The 18,094-nt window shown below is 41.1% G+C and carries 16 protein-coding genes and 1 pseudogene; 16 read left to right on the top strand and 1 reads right to left on the bottom strand.

Annotation, left to right across the window (positions count from 1 at the left end; genetic code table 11):
- Positions 1–88 precede the first annotated feature (88 nt).
- The 16 genes and pseudogenes from M1D98_RS16735 (at position 89) to M1D98_RS16660 (ending at position 17,814) form a co-directional block, all read left to right on the top strand.
- Positions 89–1,753 (top strand): DUF2339 domain-containing protein, encoded by a 1,665-nt coding sequence (locus tag M1D98_RS16735; RefSeq protein WP_456279758.1) that lies wholly within the window; start codon positions 89–91, stop codon positions 1,751–1,753.
- 79 nt (positions 1,754–1,832) lie between these two features.
- Positions 1,833–2,555 carry a lipoprotein YvcA gene (locus M1D98_RS16730; RefSeq protein WP_456279757.1) on the top strand — a complete coding sequence of 241 codons (723 nt, stop codon included), beginning with the start codon at positions 1,833–1,835 and terminating at the stop codon, positions 2,553–2,555.
- A gap of 49 nt (positions 2,556–2,604) precedes the next feature.
- Positions 2,605–3,317, top strand: a pseudogene (locus M1D98_RS16725) (lipoprotein YvcA).
- Positions 3,318–3,656: 339 nt separating this feature from the next.
- Entirely contained in the window at positions 3,657–4,382 is a 726-nt protein-coding gene (locus tag M1D98_RS16720) for a lipoprotein YvcA (protein WP_456279756.1), read from the top strand.
- 1 nt (position 4,383) lies between these two features.
- Positions 4,384–6,294: a DUF6792 domain-containing protein gene (locus M1D98_RS16715; protein WP_456279755.1), complete on the top strand. Its 1,911-nt coding sequence runs from the start codon at positions 4,384–4,386 to the stop codon at positions 6,292–6,294.
- 14 nt (positions 6,295–6,308) lie between these two features.
- Complete coding sequence (locus M1D98_RS16710) at positions 6,309–6,668, top strand: hypothetical protein (protein ID WP_456279754.1); 360 nt, start codon at positions 6,309–6,311, stop codon at positions 6,666–6,668.
- Between the two features lie 168 nt (positions 6,669–6,836).
- A complete protein-coding gene (bmrA, locus tag M1D98_RS16705) occupies positions 6,837–8,606 on the top strand; it encodes a multidrug resistance ABC transporter ATP-binding protein/permease BmrA (RefSeq protein WP_268522344.1) in 1,770 nt (589 codons plus the stop codon).
- Positions 8,607–8,732: 126 nt separating this feature from the next.
- Entirely contained in the window at positions 8,733–10,187 is a 1,455-nt protein-coding gene (locus M1D98_RS16700) for a tetratricopeptide repeat protein (protein WP_456279753.1), read from the top strand.
- Positions 10,188–10,566: 379 nt separating this feature from the next.
- Positions 10,567–11,961 carry a C40 family peptidase gene (locus tag M1D98_RS16695; RefSeq protein WP_010328709.1) on the top strand — a complete coding sequence of 465 codons (1,395 nt, stop codon included), beginning with the start codon at positions 10,567–10,569 and terminating at the stop codon, positions 11,959–11,961.
- Positions 11,962–12,179: 218 nt separating this feature from the next.
- Complete coding sequence (gene trxB, locus M1D98_RS16690) at positions 12,180–13,130, top strand: thioredoxin-disulfide reductase (protein ID WP_010328708.1); 951 nt, start codon at positions 12,180–12,182, stop codon at positions 13,128–13,130.
- Positions 13,131–13,460: 330 nt separating this feature from the next.
- The gene (locus M1D98_RS16685; RefSeq protein WP_039075406.1) at positions 13,461–13,928 is read left to right on the top strand and encodes an 8-oxo-dGTP diphosphatase; all 468 of its coding nucleotides are present in this window, start codon (positions 13,461–13,463) and stop codon (positions 13,926–13,928) included.
- A 24-nt stretch (positions 13,929–13,952) separates the two neighbouring features.
- Positions 13,953–14,840, top strand: coding sequence for an RNase adapter RapZ (rapZ, locus tag M1D98_RS16680; RefSeq protein WP_010328706.1), 888 nt, complete (start codon positions 13,953–13,955; stop codon positions 14,838–14,840).
- 1 nt (position 14,841) lies between these two features.
- The gene (gene mgfK / locus M1D98_RS16675; protein ID WP_121643776.1) at positions 14,842–15,795 is read left to right on the top strand and encodes a gluconeogenesis morphogenetic factor; all 954 of its coding nucleotides are present in this window, start codon (positions 14,842–14,844) and stop codon (positions 15,793–15,795) included.
- A 22-nt stretch (positions 15,796–15,817) separates the two neighbouring features.
- Positions 15,818–16,768 (top strand): DNA-binding protein WhiA, encoded by a 951-nt coding sequence (gene whiA, locus M1D98_RS16670; RefSeq protein WP_010328704.1) that lies wholly within the window; start codon positions 15,818–15,820, stop codon positions 16,766–16,768.
- Positions 16,769–16,791: 23 nt separating this feature from the next.
- Positions 16,792–17,049 (top strand): HPr family phosphocarrier protein, encoded by a 258-nt coding sequence (locus M1D98_RS16665; protein WP_003219835.1) that lies wholly within the window; start codon positions 16,792–16,794, stop codon positions 17,047–17,049.
- The gene (locus M1D98_RS16660; protein WP_082246306.1) at positions 17,050–17,814 is read left to right on the top strand and encodes an arylamine N-acetyltransferase family protein; all 765 of its coding nucleotides are present in this window, start codon (positions 17,050–17,052) and stop codon (positions 17,812–17,814) included. It begins immediately after the preceding gene.
- Positions 17,815–17,849: 35 nt separating this feature from the next.
- Here the strand turns inward: M1D98_RS16660 and M1D98_RS16655 are convergent, their stop codons facing one another.
- Entirely contained in the window at positions 17,850–18,059 is a 210-nt protein-coding gene (locus M1D98_RS16655; RefSeq protein WP_268522340.1) for a hypothetical protein, read from the bottom strand.
- Positions 18,060–18,094 lie beyond the last annotated feature (35 nt).

Below are 18,094 nucleotides of genomic sequence, written 5' to 3'. Positions count from 1 at the left end.
GTCTTTAGCATGATTTTGTGGAAACCGGTAAGGAGAGAAAAAAAAGGCATATCATGAAAAAGGAAGTACATTCGAAAATGGGGAGAGAATGGTGAACGAAAAAATTGATGAACTGAACAAAAGAGTTGGACGTTTGGAACAAGAACTGGCCAATGTCAAAAAAGAGATCGCATATCTCACGGCAGGCAAGCAAGAACAAGTTATAGCCAAAACGGTAGAACATCCAAAAATCAACAAAGAAACCGAAGTGCCAAAACAAACAACGGCTCCGTCAAAAGAGCGCCGCACTTTAGAAAACATAGCAGGAAATTGGCTTCCGAAAATCTTTATTTTTGTTTTTCTTCTTGGCATGATTTGGGCGTTTGCGGCAGCTGCTGAAAAAGGCTGGGTCAACACATATATGAGGGTGGCGGCAGGGCTCATGGTCTCCATTGTGCTATATGTTCTCGGCAGCAGGCAATATAAGAAAAATGCCAGTGTGCTGGGCGTCTCATTATTGGCGGGCAGTAACATTGTCTACATCGTTTCTTTATTTGCGGGGAACATGCTGTACCAGATGATCCCGACCCCGCTTACAGTGATCCTTCTTGCTGCAGGCGTTACGGGCGGTGTGTACATATCAAGAAAATATCGGTCACAAGCACTCATTGCGATTATCGGCGCAGGTGTTTACTTGTATCCGTTTTTATTTGGCGGGGAACAAGGAAACGAATACATTTTTTATGTATATGAGTCATTGGTTTTCGCAGGCTTAATGTATGAGACAGTCAAACAAAAGTACAGCGTGGCGTGGAATATAGCAAACTATGCATTTATATTAGCGATTTTTGCTTTCTTATCATTTACCGATGCACAGGTATCGGTTTGGACACTTACTGTCTTTACGATGCAGCAGGCGATCATGATCTTCTTGGCCTTACGATCGCACATCCCATTTCAAAAAGCTGTCTACCTCACAGCTGTTTCAATCGGAGCTTTTGTCGTTTTCATTACAGGGTTTGTCCTGTATCTAAAAAACGATACAGCGTTATACGCCTTTTATACTGTTGCTTTTGTCATTTACCTATTGTTAAGTTTATGGAAAAGAAAAGATTTAGTCGAAATCAAACATACGTTTTTTCTCATTTCTATGATTTATTTTAATGTATTAGCAGCGGATGCATTAGATGAAAATGAAATTTGGCTGTACATCATGTTTACGTTGCAAGGAATCATGATGTGTTACGTGTCATACCGCAAAAAAAGCTGGCTGATCGGCATTGCCGGAGTGATTGTCGTTTTACAGGCATCGTGCGGCCTCATGCAATACCCGGCACGCTCATTACACTTTCTCAGCGTGGTCTCTTGGCTGCTGCTGATCAGCTCACTATTTGCTGCCTATCTGTATTCGAAAAACATACAAAATAAACAAATCACGATTGTTGTTTCGTACGCTGTTTCATTCCTGATGCTTGTATTCTTCAGCAAATTATCCATATGGATGACGGATAAGATTGACGGCGTATCCAATCATGTAGGAGTATCCCTGTCTTGGTTTATATTTGTCATCGTGATGTATGCTGTTTATTACGCAACCAAAGACAAGACATGGAACCGAATCGGGCTTGTATTTTTATTTATTACACTGGCCAAAATGATTTTAATAGATTCTGCTTCGATAGATATTGTTTGGAGAGCGGTCTTATTCATCTTGTTAGGGGTCATCGGGCTGTTTATATCCAGAATATTTTATTCGAAAAAAGAGAAGCTATAATGCCTGGCCACGACTGCCGAGAGAACTCGGCGGTCTTTTGTTCGTTTGATTCTATCAGTTAACGATATGGAGGTTTGTCATGAAAAAAACCATCTTGATTTGCATCAGCTTACTACTTGTCCTGACAAGCGGATGCGGTATGAACGACAATAATAAAAACACCACCAATGACAGTAAGACAGAAGCCATAAAACCAAAAGACATGGACCCAAAAGACCTGCCGCAAGTTCCGGCGTTTCAGGATGAGAAAACGAGAGAGTATATGGTGTCAACGAAGGAAGAGGAGCCGGGGTATTATGTGCTGGAGTCTAAGCTAAAAGGATTTAGGATGTTGTTCCCGGCGGACGGGGAATATTCAAGCTATTTGTCTAGTCGTGATGAAAATGAAGAAATCATAGCATTTGATAGTTATGAAAAAACAAAAAATAAAATGCTAAATGCACAAATAGAGTATTACCAAAGAACATCCTTTATAAATAATCCTGAGACAATGTTAGAGCAAGTTAGGAGTGAAAATGGGTATAATGGCAGTTTTGAAAAGCTAGAGAACGAAGATAAAGATATTTATATCGCTCATAAGAAAAATCATTTTCAAAACGATAAAAATAAATACAGCTTTTCATACAGATATTTCGGTTATATCAAGTCACCCGAGAAAAAACAAGCCGGTATCGTATTTTCATTTATGTTTAGATGTCCAAATGATGAGAAGCCTTGTACGTTAGATCAAGATCATTTAGGAGATCAGGTGAAAAAGCAGATGAAATCCATCACCTTTTTAGATCATAAACAGGAGAAATAAACGGAATACAAAGATTAAAATTTTTGCTGAAAATCCATGGAGGTTCTTCATGAAAAAGATCATCTTGATTTGCTTCAGCTTATTACTAGCCCTGACAGGAGGGTGCAGTATGAACGACAATGATAAAAACACCACAAATAACAATAAAACAGAAGCCATAAAACCAAAAGACATGGACCCAAAAGAACTGCCGCAAGTTCCGTCGTTTCAGGACGGGAAAACGAGAGAGTACATGGTGTCAACGCAAGAAGAAAAGCCGGGGTATTATTTGCTGGAGTCTAAGCTGAAAGGTTTTAGGATGTTGTTTCCGGAGGATGCGAAGTACGTAACTAAATTTTCAAGTGTTGGCAAAAATGAAGAAACAATAATATTTGATAGTTTTAATAAAAAAACTAACATTCAATATGATGGGCAATTGGATTATCATCGAGAAAAAAGTTTTGCGAATGACAAGGATACAATGCTGGACATTGTAAGCGGTAGAAATAGCTATAAAGGCAAATTCGAAGAAAGAGAGCTATCTGATAAAATTGTATATTCTGCTCAAAAGAAAAGTGTTTTTGATGATGTAGAGGGAAAGAATAATTTTTCTTATAGATTTTTGGTTATGTTAAATCAACAAAAGAGGATGATCTGGGGATAGAGTATTCTTTTCGATTTGCCTGCTATAGTGATGAAGAGGCTTGTCCATTAAAGAAAGATGAAGCAAGAAAAAAAGTTCAAAAAATAATAGACTCTATAACCTTTTTAACGGTTAAATAGGAGAAATAGAGAGTGGAAAATCAGAATATATTTGAAAAGCGTTAAAATAAATAAAAGTACAATTATATAGAAGCCATTCTGAAAACTAAGGTAAGAGCCGCATGATAAACGGCTCTTTTTATTTTGTGAAAAAAGTAATGGGTATTTGGGAGTTTGTGAGATGTTTTGCTTGATTAGTTAATAAAAGGAGGCCGAAACCAAGTCTAATTTCCTATTTATCCAAATTCCGCCATGATGTAACATGGAAAAGGATAAAATAATCACTTGTTAACCAGGTCAATGGGATTATTTTTGGGATAAAAATAAATTTCATTCTAATAAAACCCATGGAGGTTCTTCATGAAAAAGATCATCTTTATTTGCTTCAGCTTATTACTAGCCCTGACAGGAGGATGCAGTATGAACGACAATGATAAAAACACCACAAATGACAATAAAACAGAAGCCGTAAAACCAATAGACATGGATCCAAAAGACCTTCCGCAAGTTCCAGCGTTTCAGGACGAGAAAATGAGAGAGTATATGGTGTCAACAAAGGAAGCGGAGCCGGGGTATTATTTGCTTGAGTCTAAGCTGAAAGGGTTTAGGATGTTGTTTCCGGAGAATGCGAAATATCTAGCACGAAGATCATCATTAGCCGGGATGAATAAGGAAAGTATTGGATTTAATAGTTATGATAAAGACACCAATGTAATGTTTGATGGACATGTAACATATTACAAAGAAGAAAGCTTTGTGAATGAACCTGAAACTATGCTAGATATTGTAAGTGGGAAAAATAGCTATAAAGGTGAATACAAAAAAAGCAGTAAAAAGAACAATGATATTTACTTTGCTAAGAAAAAAGACATCTTTGAGGATATTGAAAGAAAATATAATTATTTATACAGTTACTTTGGTTATGTGAAATCTACAGAAGAAGATAACCTAGGAGTTGAATATGCCTTTACTTTCGGATGCAAAAATGAAAATCAACCATGCTCTTTAGATGAAGAAAAGGCTAAAAATAAAGTGGAGAAATTAATTAATTCTATCACCTTTTTAATAGATAAAAAGGAGAAATAAGATGGAAAATAAAAATGTATTTGAGAATGAGAACGTAAAGTTGCGTCTGATTGATTTAGAATATGATTATAAACAAAAGTTCGCTTCAATTAAAACAAGTGAAGTTAAGGAAGCCAAAGCGGATTTCGAAGCAGATGTACGCAGAATTTATAAAGAAGAAACCCGCCATGATCTTCCTGAAAATATTGAAATTGAAATCTATACGTCCAATGAACTTGTTAACCAGAATGCAAGTATAGAAAGCTCGACCAGAGAATCAGGTTACGATGGGACGGCAATCCATATAATAGATAAGAAAAAACATATCGATCAGCTTCATATTATTTCAGAAGGCAGTGCTGATAATAAGGATTGGTCGTATAACTTTTTTGGTCTTTTTTTAGGAATCGATCATAGTCAGTATGAGGCTACAAAAGAGTTTACAAAAAAAGCAAAAAAAGCTGCTGGTAACTCTGAGGAATTAAAAACGTTTGCATTGGGACATTCACTAGCAAATAATAATCAAGTAATGGTGCAACTGATTGACGGTGAATTTGATGAAGTTTATGGGGTAAATGGAGCTCAGGTTAATATCAATCAGTTACTTGAAACTGATGAAAATTTAAATAGATATGTTATTAGTAAATTGAATTATAAGTACGAAGACATTGATTCTATCCCACCAGAAAAGCTAAAAAAAGAAATCCAAAAATATTATGAAGACAAAGGCGTAACAGCAAACATCACCCAGCGCATCTCAAAGGATGACCCTCTGTACGGTGCGAGCGGCAAGGCAGACTTCATTACATTCGGCGATGTGAAAATGGCGGATACAAATACAAGTGTAGAAGGCATTCGAAACATTATGGATGGGATTCCTGATGAAGACGTGAGAGCGATTCAAACATTCCTTCAAAAATATAAGGATGACTATGATAAAGACGGCTTGAACGGTTTTGTAAAGGCTGCAAGCGGGATTGACATAGAGCTGATAGATAAAGTGAAGTACACAGATGGTGCTTTAGCGAAAGCGAGTGTCATTTATGAAAACTTTGATGACGTTAAGCAAATGTATGGCCGAATTAAAGAGAATTTGCCGTCGTTTTTAGGTTTTCTCCATACATTATTGGGAAACAGCGGACCGGTCGTAGATCAACTAGCTGAAAATGGGTATATCGATGAAACGCAAAAGAAAGTGATCAAAAAAGAATTAACGAATATGAATGCGAGTATGCGAGGCATAGAATCTCGGTATGAACTTTTTATTGACCATCTAAAGCATGGTCAGTTTACACAAGCACTAAAAGATGTTGGTGAAATAGTAGATTACGTAAAATCAATTTTGTCCTCTATAGATACACTTGACGAAGAAACAAAAGACGCATTAAAACTTATTGTCGATGGTCATAGCATTGTTCAAATGCTGAATGCACTATCGAAAGAAAAAAGCTTCAGCTATAAAGGCTCCGATATTTACTTTACAGGAAAGAGCGGCTCAGGAGAATCGATTAAAGTCAATATTTCTTCCGCTGTCAGAATCTATCAAAACGGCATGAAGATCGTTGAAGATATGGAAGATGCAATTTCTAAGTACCAGAAGGTTTACAGTCAGGAAATCGACGAAGACTTCAGTGACAAAAAACAAGCGATCATCACCGCTATTCATCATATGGAAGAAAATCCTTCGCATTATGCCTTTGATCTTCAATTCCGGCTTGCAGCTGGTTTCAGCCACACATTTGATAAATTGGAAAAAATCTCAGTTCATGAATCTTTCCACACAGGTGCGCTCCCTGCTAATGACGGAATTGTTGCTGAATTAAAAAAACAGGCAACAGAAAAAAGAGATTTCATCAAAAACATCCGCGAGAGTATTGAAAAACTGTTTGAAAAAGAAGAAATGATTTCTCAGTTATTTGATTTTCAGCTTTAGGAGGAATATGAAGAGTGACTTCCTTATTTTCAGAAAGTGAAACAGAAATTGTATCAACTACTTATATGTTTCTTGCCCAGGACGAAATGAAGGGGAAAGCAGGCAGCCTCAATAAACCGATCAACGACATTCTCAGTCTGACAAAGAAATTTGAGTCTTCACTAAAAGAAGAAATCAAAGGACAAAAAGGGTCGATTGTCAAAAAAATAAAAGAAGAACTTGAATCAAAAAGTGAAAAACAAAAAGCCGCACTTCAAATGATAAAAGAAGAACATACCGCCAAAGTGGATCGGTACAAAATGATGATTGAAGACCTGCGAAAGCAGGATGTGACATTGACTTACAGGAAAAAGAAGCCTGTTAAGGATGTATAAGATCATACCTCTCCTACTTCAAAACACGAGTGGGAGATTTTTATTTTCATCATGGCAAAAATATACTGAAAAAGTCTCTCTCCATTGATATGATTGAGAAAGAGTAAAAATCATCCTTTTGATACGACATTTCACCTTTCTGAACGCTGAAACAGGAGGAAAAAGTATATGCCAACCCAGCAACAAAAATCGAAAAGTAAATTGAAACCTTTTTTTGCATTAGTGAAGCAGACCAACCCTTCTTACGGAAAGCTTGCTTTTGCGCTGGTTCTAAGTATTGTGACCACACTGGTCAGCCTTCTCATTCCATTATTAACGAAACAATTAGTCGACGGTTTTTCCATGTCAGCTCTTTCAGGGACACAAATCGGGCTGATCGCGCTTGTTTTTTTCGTTCAGGCCGGGTTAAGCGCCTATGCCACCTACGCGCTTAACTATAATGGACAAAAAATCATTTCCGGGCTGCGGGATTTATTATGGAAGAAATTAATTAAGCTCCCTGTCCCTTATTTCGATACAAACGCTTCCGGAGAAACCGTCAGCCGTGTGACGAATGATACGATGGTGGTCAAAGAATTGATCACAACCCATATCAGCGGGTTTATTACAGGCATCATTTCAGTCATTGGATCTCTGACAATCTTGTTTATTATGAATTGGAAGCTGACACTGCTTGTATTAGTTGTCGTTCCGCTTGCCGCTCTAATCCTAATCCCGATTGGCCGGAAGATGTTCACCATTTCTCGGGAAACGCAAGATGAAACAGCCCGTTTTACCGGCCTGCTGAATCAAATCCTTCCGGAAATCAGACTCGTCAAGGCTTCAAATGCGGAGGTTGTCGAATATGGGCGCGGGAAACTGGGGATTTCTTCATTATTTAAACTGGGAGTTCGTGAAGCCAAGGTTCAGTCGCTTGTCAGTCCGCTTATCTCACTTGTATTAATGGCAGCACTTGTGGCAGTCATCGGATACGGGGGCATGCAGGTTTCATCAGGCGAGCTCACTGCCGGAGCACTCGTGGCCTTTATTTTATATTTGTTTCAAATTATTATGCCGATGGGCCAGATCACAACGTTTTTTACACAGCTGCAAAAATCAATCGGCGCAACAGAAAGAATGATTGAGATTTTGTCAGAAGAAGAGGAAGATACTGTCACAGGAAAACAAATTGAAAACGCGCATTTGCCTATCCAGCTTGATCGTGTGTCTTTTGGATATAAGCCTGATCAGCTGATTTTGAAAGAGATCAGCGCCGTCATTGAGGCAGGGAAAGTAACAGCGATTGTCGGTCCGAGCGGCGGAGGGAAAACAACATTGTTTAAGCTGCTTGAACGTTTTTATTCACCGACTGCAGGGATCATTCGGCTGGGGGAAGAGCCGGTTGACACTTACTCGCTTGAATCGTGGCGCGAGCATATCGGGTATGTATCACAGGAAAGCCCGTTAATGTCAGGAACGATTAGAGAAAATATTTGCTACGGGTTAGAACGTGATGTAACGGACGCTGAGATCGAAAAGGCCGCGGAGATGGCATACGCGCTCAATTTCATAAAGGAGCTTCCGAATCAGCTTGATACGGAGGTAGGCGAACGCGGCATTATGCTGTCAGGCGGACAAAGGCAAAGAATCGCGATTGCCAGAGCGCTTCTCCGAGATCCGAGCATTCTCATGCTTGATGAAGCGACCTCAAGCCTTGACAGCCAATCTGAAAAATCAGTCCAGCAGGCGCTTGAGGTGCTGATGGAGGGCCGCACAACGATTGTCATCGCTCACCGCCTCTCTACTGTTGTAGACGCGGACCAGCTACTGTTTGTTGAAAAAGGAGAAATTACCGGACGGGGAACCCATCATGAATTAATGGCTTCGCATGATCTATATAAAGATTTTGCTGAACAGCAGCTCAAAATGAACGCGGATTTAGAAAACAAAGCCGGGTAAATTTTGGTCGAATCAGCCAGCAAAAAAACGGGGGGATTTTCCCAATCCTTCCTTTTGAACTATTGAGGGGCTGACGATTTATGGTATACTACTGACGGTAATATTGTATAAAAACGGAGGGTAGTTGTGGGAAAACACACTTCTGAACATAAAAATCACGCACAAATTGTCCAGCTGCTTCAAGATGGACAATATTTTTTTCATAAAGGCTTGAAAGCGTATAAAGAGCGCAATCTGAAACGGGCAAGCAAACTGATTCAACGCGCGGTTCATTTGGAGCCGGAGGATTCAGAGATGCTTTCGCAGCTTGCGGTCATTTATTCAGAAATGGGCCAATATCAAGAGTCGAACGATCTTCTTGATTATATTATGGCAAATCTTGAGACCGAAATGCCGGAGTGCCATTACTTTAAAGCGAATAATTTTGCCCATCTGGGACTCTTTCAAGAAGCTTATAAAGAAGCGGCCGCTTATTCAGATGCGGATCCGGACGGGGAATTCGCTGAAGAAAACGATAGTCTGCTTGAATTGCTAGATTTAGGAGACGGCGGGCCTGAGGATTCTCTGTATGATCAGGATGAATTGCTGGTGAAACAGGATCGGGCAAAGTCCCTCTTAGAAAGCGGCCAGCTTGTTGAAGCGGTGGCGGCGCTTGAGGAAATCACAGCTGAATATCCGGAGCTTTGGTCAGCATACAACAATTTGGCGCTCGCCTATTTCTATTCAGGCAACATCGTCAAAGCAAAGGAAACGGCTTATCAAGTGCTCAGTCATAATGAAGGAAATCTTCATGCCTTATGCAATCTTCTCGTTTTCTACTATTATGAAAGAGAAGACGAAAAAGTGGCGGAATTGAGTGACCGGCTTTCTAATGTGTATCCGATGCTATTGGAACAGCGATACAAACTTGGAGCTACTTTGGCGCTTGTCGGCCGCTATGAGCTCGGATATAAATGGCTCAAGTCATTATATAAAAGCGGTTTTGAAGGCGATGACACATTCTTTTACTGGCTCTCGTGCTCCGCTTATTTTACAGGGCATACTGAATTCGCCGAGACGATCTGGAGAAAAGTCGAGTCGCAATATCCCGGAGAAGACCGCCCGGCTCCCTGGGTTGAACGGAGGGAAGCACTCCCTTCATCGGTAGAGCAGCGTCTCGCAGCCTATTATATCAGCAGCACAAAGGGAGAAACGGAGCATCTTGAAGCGGTGATACACTCGAAGAGAATCACCGCTCCTTTCGAAAATCATTTTGTAAGGCTGCTCTTGAATGGAGAATCGGCGGCTGCTGATGTATCAGAGGATGCGCTTTTCGCTTATCAAACCGTCAAATTATTGGAGCGAGCTGAAAAAGAAGAAATGAAAACAGAGGTCATGAGCTGCTGGGTGTTCCATGTCATTCAGCAAATCCGGGCTGCCGTTCCATTGAAAAATGAGAAGGGCTGGGCAGCTGCGATTTGTTATATTTGGAAAGAAGCTCACGGAAAACATGATACGAAAAAAGACACAGCGGCCCGATTTGGCATCTCTCCGGCAACGCTGACGAAATATATGAAATATATTGATGATATTCTAGAATAGAATATTTTGAAGAGTCGATTTGTATAATCGACTCTTTTTTTATTTGATAGATTATAGTAATAGAATAATATCGACAGTTTTTTTAGGTGTTTAAGAAAAATGACAAACGATGAATGACTTGACATCTGTTTGAAACACAAATGTAATAAAATTTATCGCTAATTTGTCGAAACTTGATGGTATAATGATTCTCGTACATAAGGAATTAGTGTTTTTTACATATGATGTGAAATAAACGCTATACAGCCAGAATAAGAGATACACAGAAACATTAACCATAAACAACCATCATTCCTCGTAGAGTATGAGGAACGAAACTTGATGTTTAAAATACGATTCCACATGAGAACAGGTTCACAGTAAAGGGAGGATATTAAAAGTGAGAAAGAGTTTATTGACACTTGGTTTGGCTTCCGTCATCGGGACAAGCAGTTTTTTGATCCCATTTACAAGTAAAACTGCATCGGCGGAAACATTAGATGAAAAGAAACAAAATATCGAAAGCAAGCAATCTGAGGTTGCTTCCAGCATAGAAGCGAAGGAAAAAGAATTAACTGCGCTTCAGGAAAATCAATCAAAGATTGAAAAAGAACTAAAAGACATTAACGATAAGGCGCTTAATACAAGCAACGAGATCGAAGATAAAAAAGAAGAAAACGCTAAAACAAAAGAAGAAATCAAAAAGCTGAAAAAAGAGATTAAAGAAACAGAAGCCCGTATTGAAAAGCGTAACGAAATCCTGAAAAAACGCGTTCGTTCTTTACAGGAAAGCGGCGGATCTCAAGGATACATAGATGTCCTTTTAGGGTCAACAAGCTTTGGTGACTTTATCTCTCGCGCGACTGCGGTTTCATCAATTGTTGATGCAGACAAAGATTTAATCAAGCAGCAAGAGCAGGATAAAGCGAAACTTGAAGATTCTGAAGCGGATTTGAATAATAAGCTGAAAGAAGTTCAAGCTGCATTGGCTAAATTAGAAACCATGCAAAAAGAGCTTGATAAACAGCTTGATGAAAAAGACAAGCTATTCGAAGAAGCAAAAGCAAGCCAGAAGAAAACAGCTGACGCGATTTCTGAATTAAAATCAGAAGCGTCTGAGCTTGCGAACCAAAAAGCAGATACCGAAGCAGAACAAGCACGCATCAAAAAAGAACAAGAAGCTGCGGCTGCTTTGATCAAAAAGCAGGAAGAAGCGCAAAAAGCATCTGATGAGACACAAACAGCTACAACTGAAACAGCAAGCTCATCTCATGATGATTCTTCAAACAACAATTCTTCTAAGAGTTCATCAAACAGTTCGTCTAACAGCTCATCTTCTAAGAAGAGAAGCAGCTCAAACAGCAATTCAGGCGGCACTGTCATCAGTAACTCAGGCGGAATTGAAGGCGCGATCAGCGTTGGTTCAAGCATTGTCGGAAGATCTCCGTACAAATTTGGCGGCGGACGCTCTCAGTCTGATATCAACAACCGTATTTTTGACTGCTCATCATTCGTACGCTGGGCATACGCTTCTGCAGGTGTCAACCTTGGACCTGTCGGCGGAACAACAACTGATACGTTAGTTGCTAGAGGACAAGCTGTCAGCGCGTCTGAAATGAAGCGCGGAGACTTAGTTTTCTTTGACACATACAAAACAAACGGTCACGTTGGAATTTACTTAGGAAACGGTACTTTCCTAAACGATAATTCATCTCACGGTGTATCTATTGACTCAATGAGCAACGTTTACTGGAAAAAGGCATTTAAAGGCGTTGTAAGACGTGTTGTTCAATAATAAATAAGACAAGGGCCTTCTTGAACAGAAGGCTCTTTCTTTATTAATACATATACCCTTTTAAAAAACATTTAATCATGATCAGAAAAAAATGAGCAAAAAAATAGCGTATCACCCTGAGATTTTATAGGATATGGGTAAGGTATACGTTAGATGGGGACTCTTATCATATAAAGAAGCGCCCCAACTTGAAAAAGACGTGTTAAGGAGTGGATAGTGTGTCAGAAGAAAAAGTATATGACGTGATTATTATCGGCGCGGGTCCTGCTGGGATGACGGCCGCTGTATACACATCAAGAGCAAATTTATCGACATTAATGATTGAAAGAGGAATTCCAGGCGGGCAAATGGCCAATACGGAAGATGTAGAAAACTATCCTGGATTCGAAAGCATTCTCGGACCTGAGCTTTCTAACAAAATGTTCGAACACGCGAAAAAATTCGGCGCTGAATACGCTTATGGCGATATTAAAGAAGTGGTTGACGGAAAAGAGTACAAAGTGGTAAAAGCCGGTTCTAAAGAATATAAAGCGCGTGCAGTGATCATTGCCGCAGGTGCGGAATATAAGAAAATTGGCGTGCCTGGCGAAAAAGAATTGGGCGGCCGCGGCGTGTCTTATTGTGCGGTATGTGACGGCGCTTTCTTTAAAGGCAAAGAGCTTGTCGTTGTCGGCGGCGGAGATTCCGCTGTGGAAGAAGGCGTGTATCTGACACGTTTCGCTTCAAAAGTAACGATTGTTCACAGACGTGACAAACTCCGTGCGCAAAGCATTCTTCAAGCGAGAGCATTTGATAATGAAAAAGTTGACTTCCTTTGGAATAAAACCGTGAAGGAAATTCATGAGGAAAACGGCAAAGTCGGCAGCGTAACGCTTGTTGATACAGTAAACGGTGAAGAAAGTGAATTCAAAACAGACGGCGTATTCATTTACATCGGCATGCTTCCTCTGTCTAAACCGTTTGAAAATCTGGGCATTACGAATGAAGAGGGCTACATCGAAACAAACGACCGCATGGAAACAAAGGTTGAAGGGATTTTCGCTGCCGGAGACATTCGCGAAAAATCACTGCGCCAAATCGTAACGGCTACAGGAGACGGAAGTATTGCGGCACAAAGCGTACAGCATTATGTCGAAGAGCTCCAAGAAACGCTGAAAACTTTAAAATAAAAAGGCTGTCATACGAGTTTCACATTACGTTACTGGGTTTTAATTCCGCTGTAACAGTTGTGTAATGCTTTTCGGTTATGATTAATAACGTAATTGACCCCCTTTTTATAATGAATACACTTTTTTGGCACGGATTCTCCAGTTATCCGTGTCCTTTTTTTGTCCAAAAATAAAAGGCGGTTGCCTATTCCATTAAAAATCACCTGAATTCATGAATGAATATGCTGTAAAATAGAAGAAAAGATTGTCAATGTCTCTTCATTGTGGGAGGCATCTTGAAGCGGTATAATAAAGAGACGATGACAGGACGAGAAGGTTAGGTGAACGTACTTGCAAAGAGTGACAAATTGTGTGCTTCAGACGGATGACAAGGTCCTTCTACTGCAAAAGCCGAGACGCGGCTGGTGGGTCGCGCCGGGAGGCAAGATGGAGAGCGGGGAATCAGTCAGAGACTCCGTCATCAGAGAGTACAGAGAAGAGACTGGTATCTATATCATAAACCCTCAGTTAAAAGGTGTTTTTACCTTTATCATTAAAGAAGGCGACCAGATTGTCTCTGAGTGGATGATGTTTACGTTTGTCGCTGATTCATATACCGGGCAAAATGTATCCGAATCAGAGGAAGGTAAATTGCAGTGGCACAATATTGAGGAGATTCAACACTTGCCTATGGCCCCGGGAGACGGCCATATTCTTGATTTTATGATGAAGGGCCAAGGGCTGCTGCACGGCACCTTTACGTATACACCGGACTTCAAGCTGCTCAGTTATCGTTTAGATCCGCAGCATATCAAGTAAATAGTACAGTCAGGGGGGAGAAAGATGAGCGTTAGTGAATCACATGATATTCAGCTAGTCATTATAACCGGAATGTCGGGAGCGGGAAAAACGGTCGCCATTCAAAGCTTTGAAGACCTCGGCTATTTCTGCGTCGATAATCTTCCGCCTTCATTGCTTCCGAAATTTTTAGAGCTGATGAAGGAATCAAATTCGAAAATGAGCAAGGTTGCGCTCGTGATGGATTTGCGCGGCCGTGAATTTTTTGACCGGCTGATTGAGGCGCTGGATGAGATGGCGGAAAATCCGTGGATTACTCCTCGTATTTTATTTTTAGATGCAAAGGATTCCATTCTCGTCACGAGATATAAAGAAACGAGACGTTCGCATCCGCTGGCATCGACTGGCCTGCCGCTTGAGGGCATTGGGCTGGAACGGGAGCTGCTTGAGGAATTAAAAGGCCGCTCTCAAATCATTTATGATACGTCAGACATGAAGCCGCGTGATTTACGTGAAAAAATCGTACAGCACTTTGCGTCAAACCAAGGAGAAACATTTACCGTGAATGTCATGTCATTTGGTTTTAAATACGGTATCCCGATTGACGCAGACCTCGTCTTTGATGTCAGATTTTTGCCGAATCCTTACTATATTGAAAGCATGCGTCCGCTGACTGGCAAGGATAAAGAGGTTTCCTCTTACGTCATGAAGTGGAATGAAACGCAGAAGTTCAATGAAAAATTGATCGATCTGCTGAGCTTTATGCTGCCTTCATATAAAAGAGAAGGAAAAAGCCAGGTTGTCATTGCGATCGGCTGCACAGGGGGCCAGCACCGCTCTGTGACACTTGCCGAACATTTAGCTGATTATTTCAAGAAGGATTACTATTCTCATGTTACTCACCGGGACATTGAAAAGAGAAGCCGGAAATAAGATGGAACAAAAACCGAAAATCGCAATCTTTGGCGGCGGTACGGGTCTTTCTGTATTGCTCCGGGGCTTGAAGCATAAACCAGTTGACATTACGGCCATTGTGACAGTTGCCGATGATGGAGGAAGCTCCGGGCGTCTGCGCAATGAACTGAAAATTCCGCCACCCGGAGACATCAGAAACGTGCTTGCCGCTTTATCCGATGTGGAGCCGCTTGTTGAAGATCTCTTTCAGCACCGCTTCAATAAGGGGAATGACTTAACAGGCCATTCTCTCGGGAATTTGATTTTGGCAGCGATGACGAATATAACCGGTGATTTTTTTCACGCTGTCACAGAAATGAGCAAGGTGCTGAATGTAAGAGGAAAGGTTTTGCCAGCTGCTAATGCCAGTGTCGTTCTGCATGCAGAGATGGAAGACGGCCGCGTGGTCTCAGGCGAGTCCACGATCCCGGCGTACGGACAGCGCATTAAGCGTGTGTTTCTTACGCCTGAACGTATTGATCCGCTGCCGGAAACGATAGAGGTAATCAGGGAAGCGGATTTGATTATTATCGGCCCGGGAAGCCTCTATACAAGCATTCTTCCCAATTTGCTCGTTCCAAAAATCGGGGAAGAAGTCATAAAGGCGCCGGCGAAAAAAGTATACATTTGCAACGTGATGACTCAGCCCGGCGAAACGCTCCATTACACCGCTGCTGATCATGTAAAAGCGCTCAATCAGCATATGGGTTGCGATTTCATTGATACGATATTAGTGAACAGCGAAGACATTCCTGACGAAATCAAACGTAAGTACGAAATGGAATCGGCGCGTCCTGTTGATTTTGATATCGAAGAGCTAAAAGCGCTGGGGCTGGAAGTCATCAGAGATCAAATCGTAACGCATAAAAATGACGTAATTCGTCACGATACACATAAAGTGGCCTCTCTTCTTGTCGATTTACTAAAAGAATGAAGCCTTGAAATGAGGTGGCTATATGTCATTTGCATCAGAAACAAAAAAAGAGTTAACGAATTTGGAAGTGAAAGACTGCTGCATTAACGCAGAGCTGTCTGCGCTTATCCGGATGAACGGAGCATTATCGTTTACAAACCGCCATCTCGTACTTGATGTTCAAACTGAAAATGCGGCGATTGCCCGCCGCATCTATACATTGCTGAAAAAACAATATGATGTGTCGGTCGAGCTGCTGGTCAGAAAGAAAATGCGGCTGAAGAAGAATAACGTCTATATTGTGCGTTTTTCGGAAAATGCCAAAACAATCTTAGAGGATTTAAAAATACTCGGGGAGAATTTTGTGTTTGAACGAAGTATTTCGGAAGAGCTGGTCAAAAAGAGATGCTGCAAACGTTCTTATATGAGAGGAGCATTTTTGGCGGGAGGTTCGGTCAATAATCCGGAAACCTCCTCGTATCATTTAGAAATTTTCTCTCTTTATAAAGAGCATAACGATTCATTATGCGACCTGTTAAATGAGTTTCAGTTAAACAGCAAAACGCTCGAACGGAAAAAAGGCTATATCACTTATTTAAAAGAGGCTGAAAAGATTACCGAATTTCTGAACGTCATCGGCGCCCACAATTCGCTGCTGCGATTTGAGGATGTCAGAATCGTCAGGGATATGAGAAATTCGGTCAATCGCCTCGTGAATTGTGAAACAGCCAACTTAAACAAAACGATCGGCGCTTCGCTCAGGCAGGTGGAAAATATCAAATACATCGATGAAAGAATCGGCTTGGATGCGCTTCCTGAAAAGCTTCGGGAAATCGCGCAGCTGCGGATTGATTATCAAGAAGTGACGCTGAAAGAACTAGGGGAAATGGTAACAAGCGGGAAAATCAGCAAATCAGGGATCAATCACAGGCTGAGAAAACTTGACGAAATCGCAGAACAGCTGCGGACAGGGCAAACCGTCACTTTAAAATAACCGTAAAGAAAAGGGGAGATCTTATGGTTCAACAGAAAGTGGAAGTTCGATTAAAGACAGGACTGCAGGCGCGTCCTGCTGCTTTGTTTGTACAAGAGGCAAACCGGTTTACGTCAGATGTGTTTCTTGAGAAGGATGGGAAAAAAGTAAATGCAAAAAGCATCATGGGGCTGATGAGCCTTGCGGTAAGCACAGGCACTGAGGTTACCTTGATTGCCCAGGGAGAAGACGAACAAGAGGCGCTGGAAAAGCTGGCTGCTTATGTTCAAGAAGAAGTTTAGGTGATAAAAATGAGTGATTTTTTAAAAGACTGTTTTCAGAAAATCGGCTGGGAGAAAGACCATGTCAGCTTCGGCGATCTCCCCCTTTTTCTCGAAGCAATGGCATACCGTTTTCCATTTGAAAACCGTGCCGTACTCGCAAAAGAGAATTATAAGGTAACAAAAGAAGAGCTGTTGCGCCGTCTGGTCAAAGAACAACGGGGCGGCCTGTGCTACGATTTAAATGGTTTGCTTTATTTTGTCCTGCGTGAGGCCGGGTTTCATGTGAAGCTCATTCGGGGAACGGTTTATGCAGGAAAACAAGAAGAGTGGGCATTAGACGGAACGCATGCTGCTGTATGGCTGTCTGCGGAAAAAGGCGAGTACATCGTTGATATCGGCTTCGGCATCAACCTGGCGCTCCAGCCGATACCGCTTTCTGGAGAAACGGTACAATCACCTGTCGGGTCATTTCGAATCAAAGAAGAAGAAACAGAAAAGGGCAGCCATGTTCTATTGATGGACAAGGGAGACGGCTGGCAAATCGGTTACGCTTTTACCCTTGATGAGAGCGATGCCGGTGATTTAGATGACATGAAGGACATGATTCACTCTCATGAAAAATCTCCTTTTAACAAATCACCGCTCGCTTCAAAGCTGACACCAAACGGACGGATGGTCATGACAGACCGCCATTTCACGATTCATGAAAACGGCGGTGAAGGCCAAAAACGTGACATCGGCCCTTCAGCGTTTGAAGAGAAATTAAATACTTATTTTTTGTAACGTGAAAAGCTTGCAGCATGTCTGCAAGCTTTTTCTTATGAACATGTATTGATTACTACATCAAATGCATCATCTGGAACATACAGTTTTCCCTTTTCATATTGATAAGGAATTTGATGCTCTTTAAAGCACTCTTTTTCGTATTCAGTTAGTGTATCCCCAATTTCTATGTATTTTCCGGTATAGTTGGGCTGACATGCTGAAAGAATTGACGTTATTGTCAGAAGCAGCATAATTTTCTTCATGACGACACCTGCTTAACAGCAAATTTTTTCCTTTT

Source organism: Bacillus sp. K7, from assembly GCF_053903245.1.
The sequence above is the reverse complement of the archived record's forward strand: the minus strand, read 5'-3'. Positions and strand labels throughout refer to the sequence as shown.

Coding starts and splice junctions, on each gene's coding strand:
- bmrA (WP_268522344.1), top strand. CDS start 6,837: ATGCCAACCCAGCAACAAAAATCGAAAAGTAAATTGAAACCTTTTTTT.
- M1D98_RS16735 (WP_456279758.1), top strand. CDS start 89: ATGGTGAACGAAAAAATTGATGAACTGAACAAAAGAGTTGGACGTTTG.
- M1D98_RS16665 (WP_003219835.1), top strand. CDS start 16,792: ATGGTTCAACAGAAAGTGGAAGTTCGATTAAAGACAGGACTGCAGGCG.
- whiA (WP_010328704.1), top strand. CDS start 15,818: ATGTCATTTGCATCAGAAACAAAAAAAGAGTTAACGAATTTGGAAGTG.
- M1D98_RS16730 (WP_456279757.1), top strand. CDS start 1,833: ATGAAAAAAACCATCTTGATTTGCATCAGCTTACTACTTGTCCTGACA.
- M1D98_RS16715 (WP_456279755.1), top strand. CDS start 4,384: ATGGAAAATAAAAATGTATTTGAGAATGAGAACGTAAAGTTGCGTCTG.
- M1D98_RS16720 (WP_456279756.1), top strand. CDS start 3,657: ATGAAAAAGATCATCTTTATTTGCTTCAGCTTATTACTAGCCCTGACA.
- M1D98_RS16655 (WP_268522340.1), bottom strand. CDS start 18,059: ATGAAGAAAATTATGCTGCTTCTGACAATAACGTCAATTCTTTCAGCA.
- rapZ (WP_010328706.1), top strand. CDS start 13,953: ATGAGCGTTAGTGAATCACATGATATTCAGCTAGTCATTATAACCGGA.
- mgfK (WP_121643776.1), top strand. CDS start 14,842: ATGGAACAAAAACCGAAAATCGCAATCTTTGGCGGCGGTACGGGTCTT.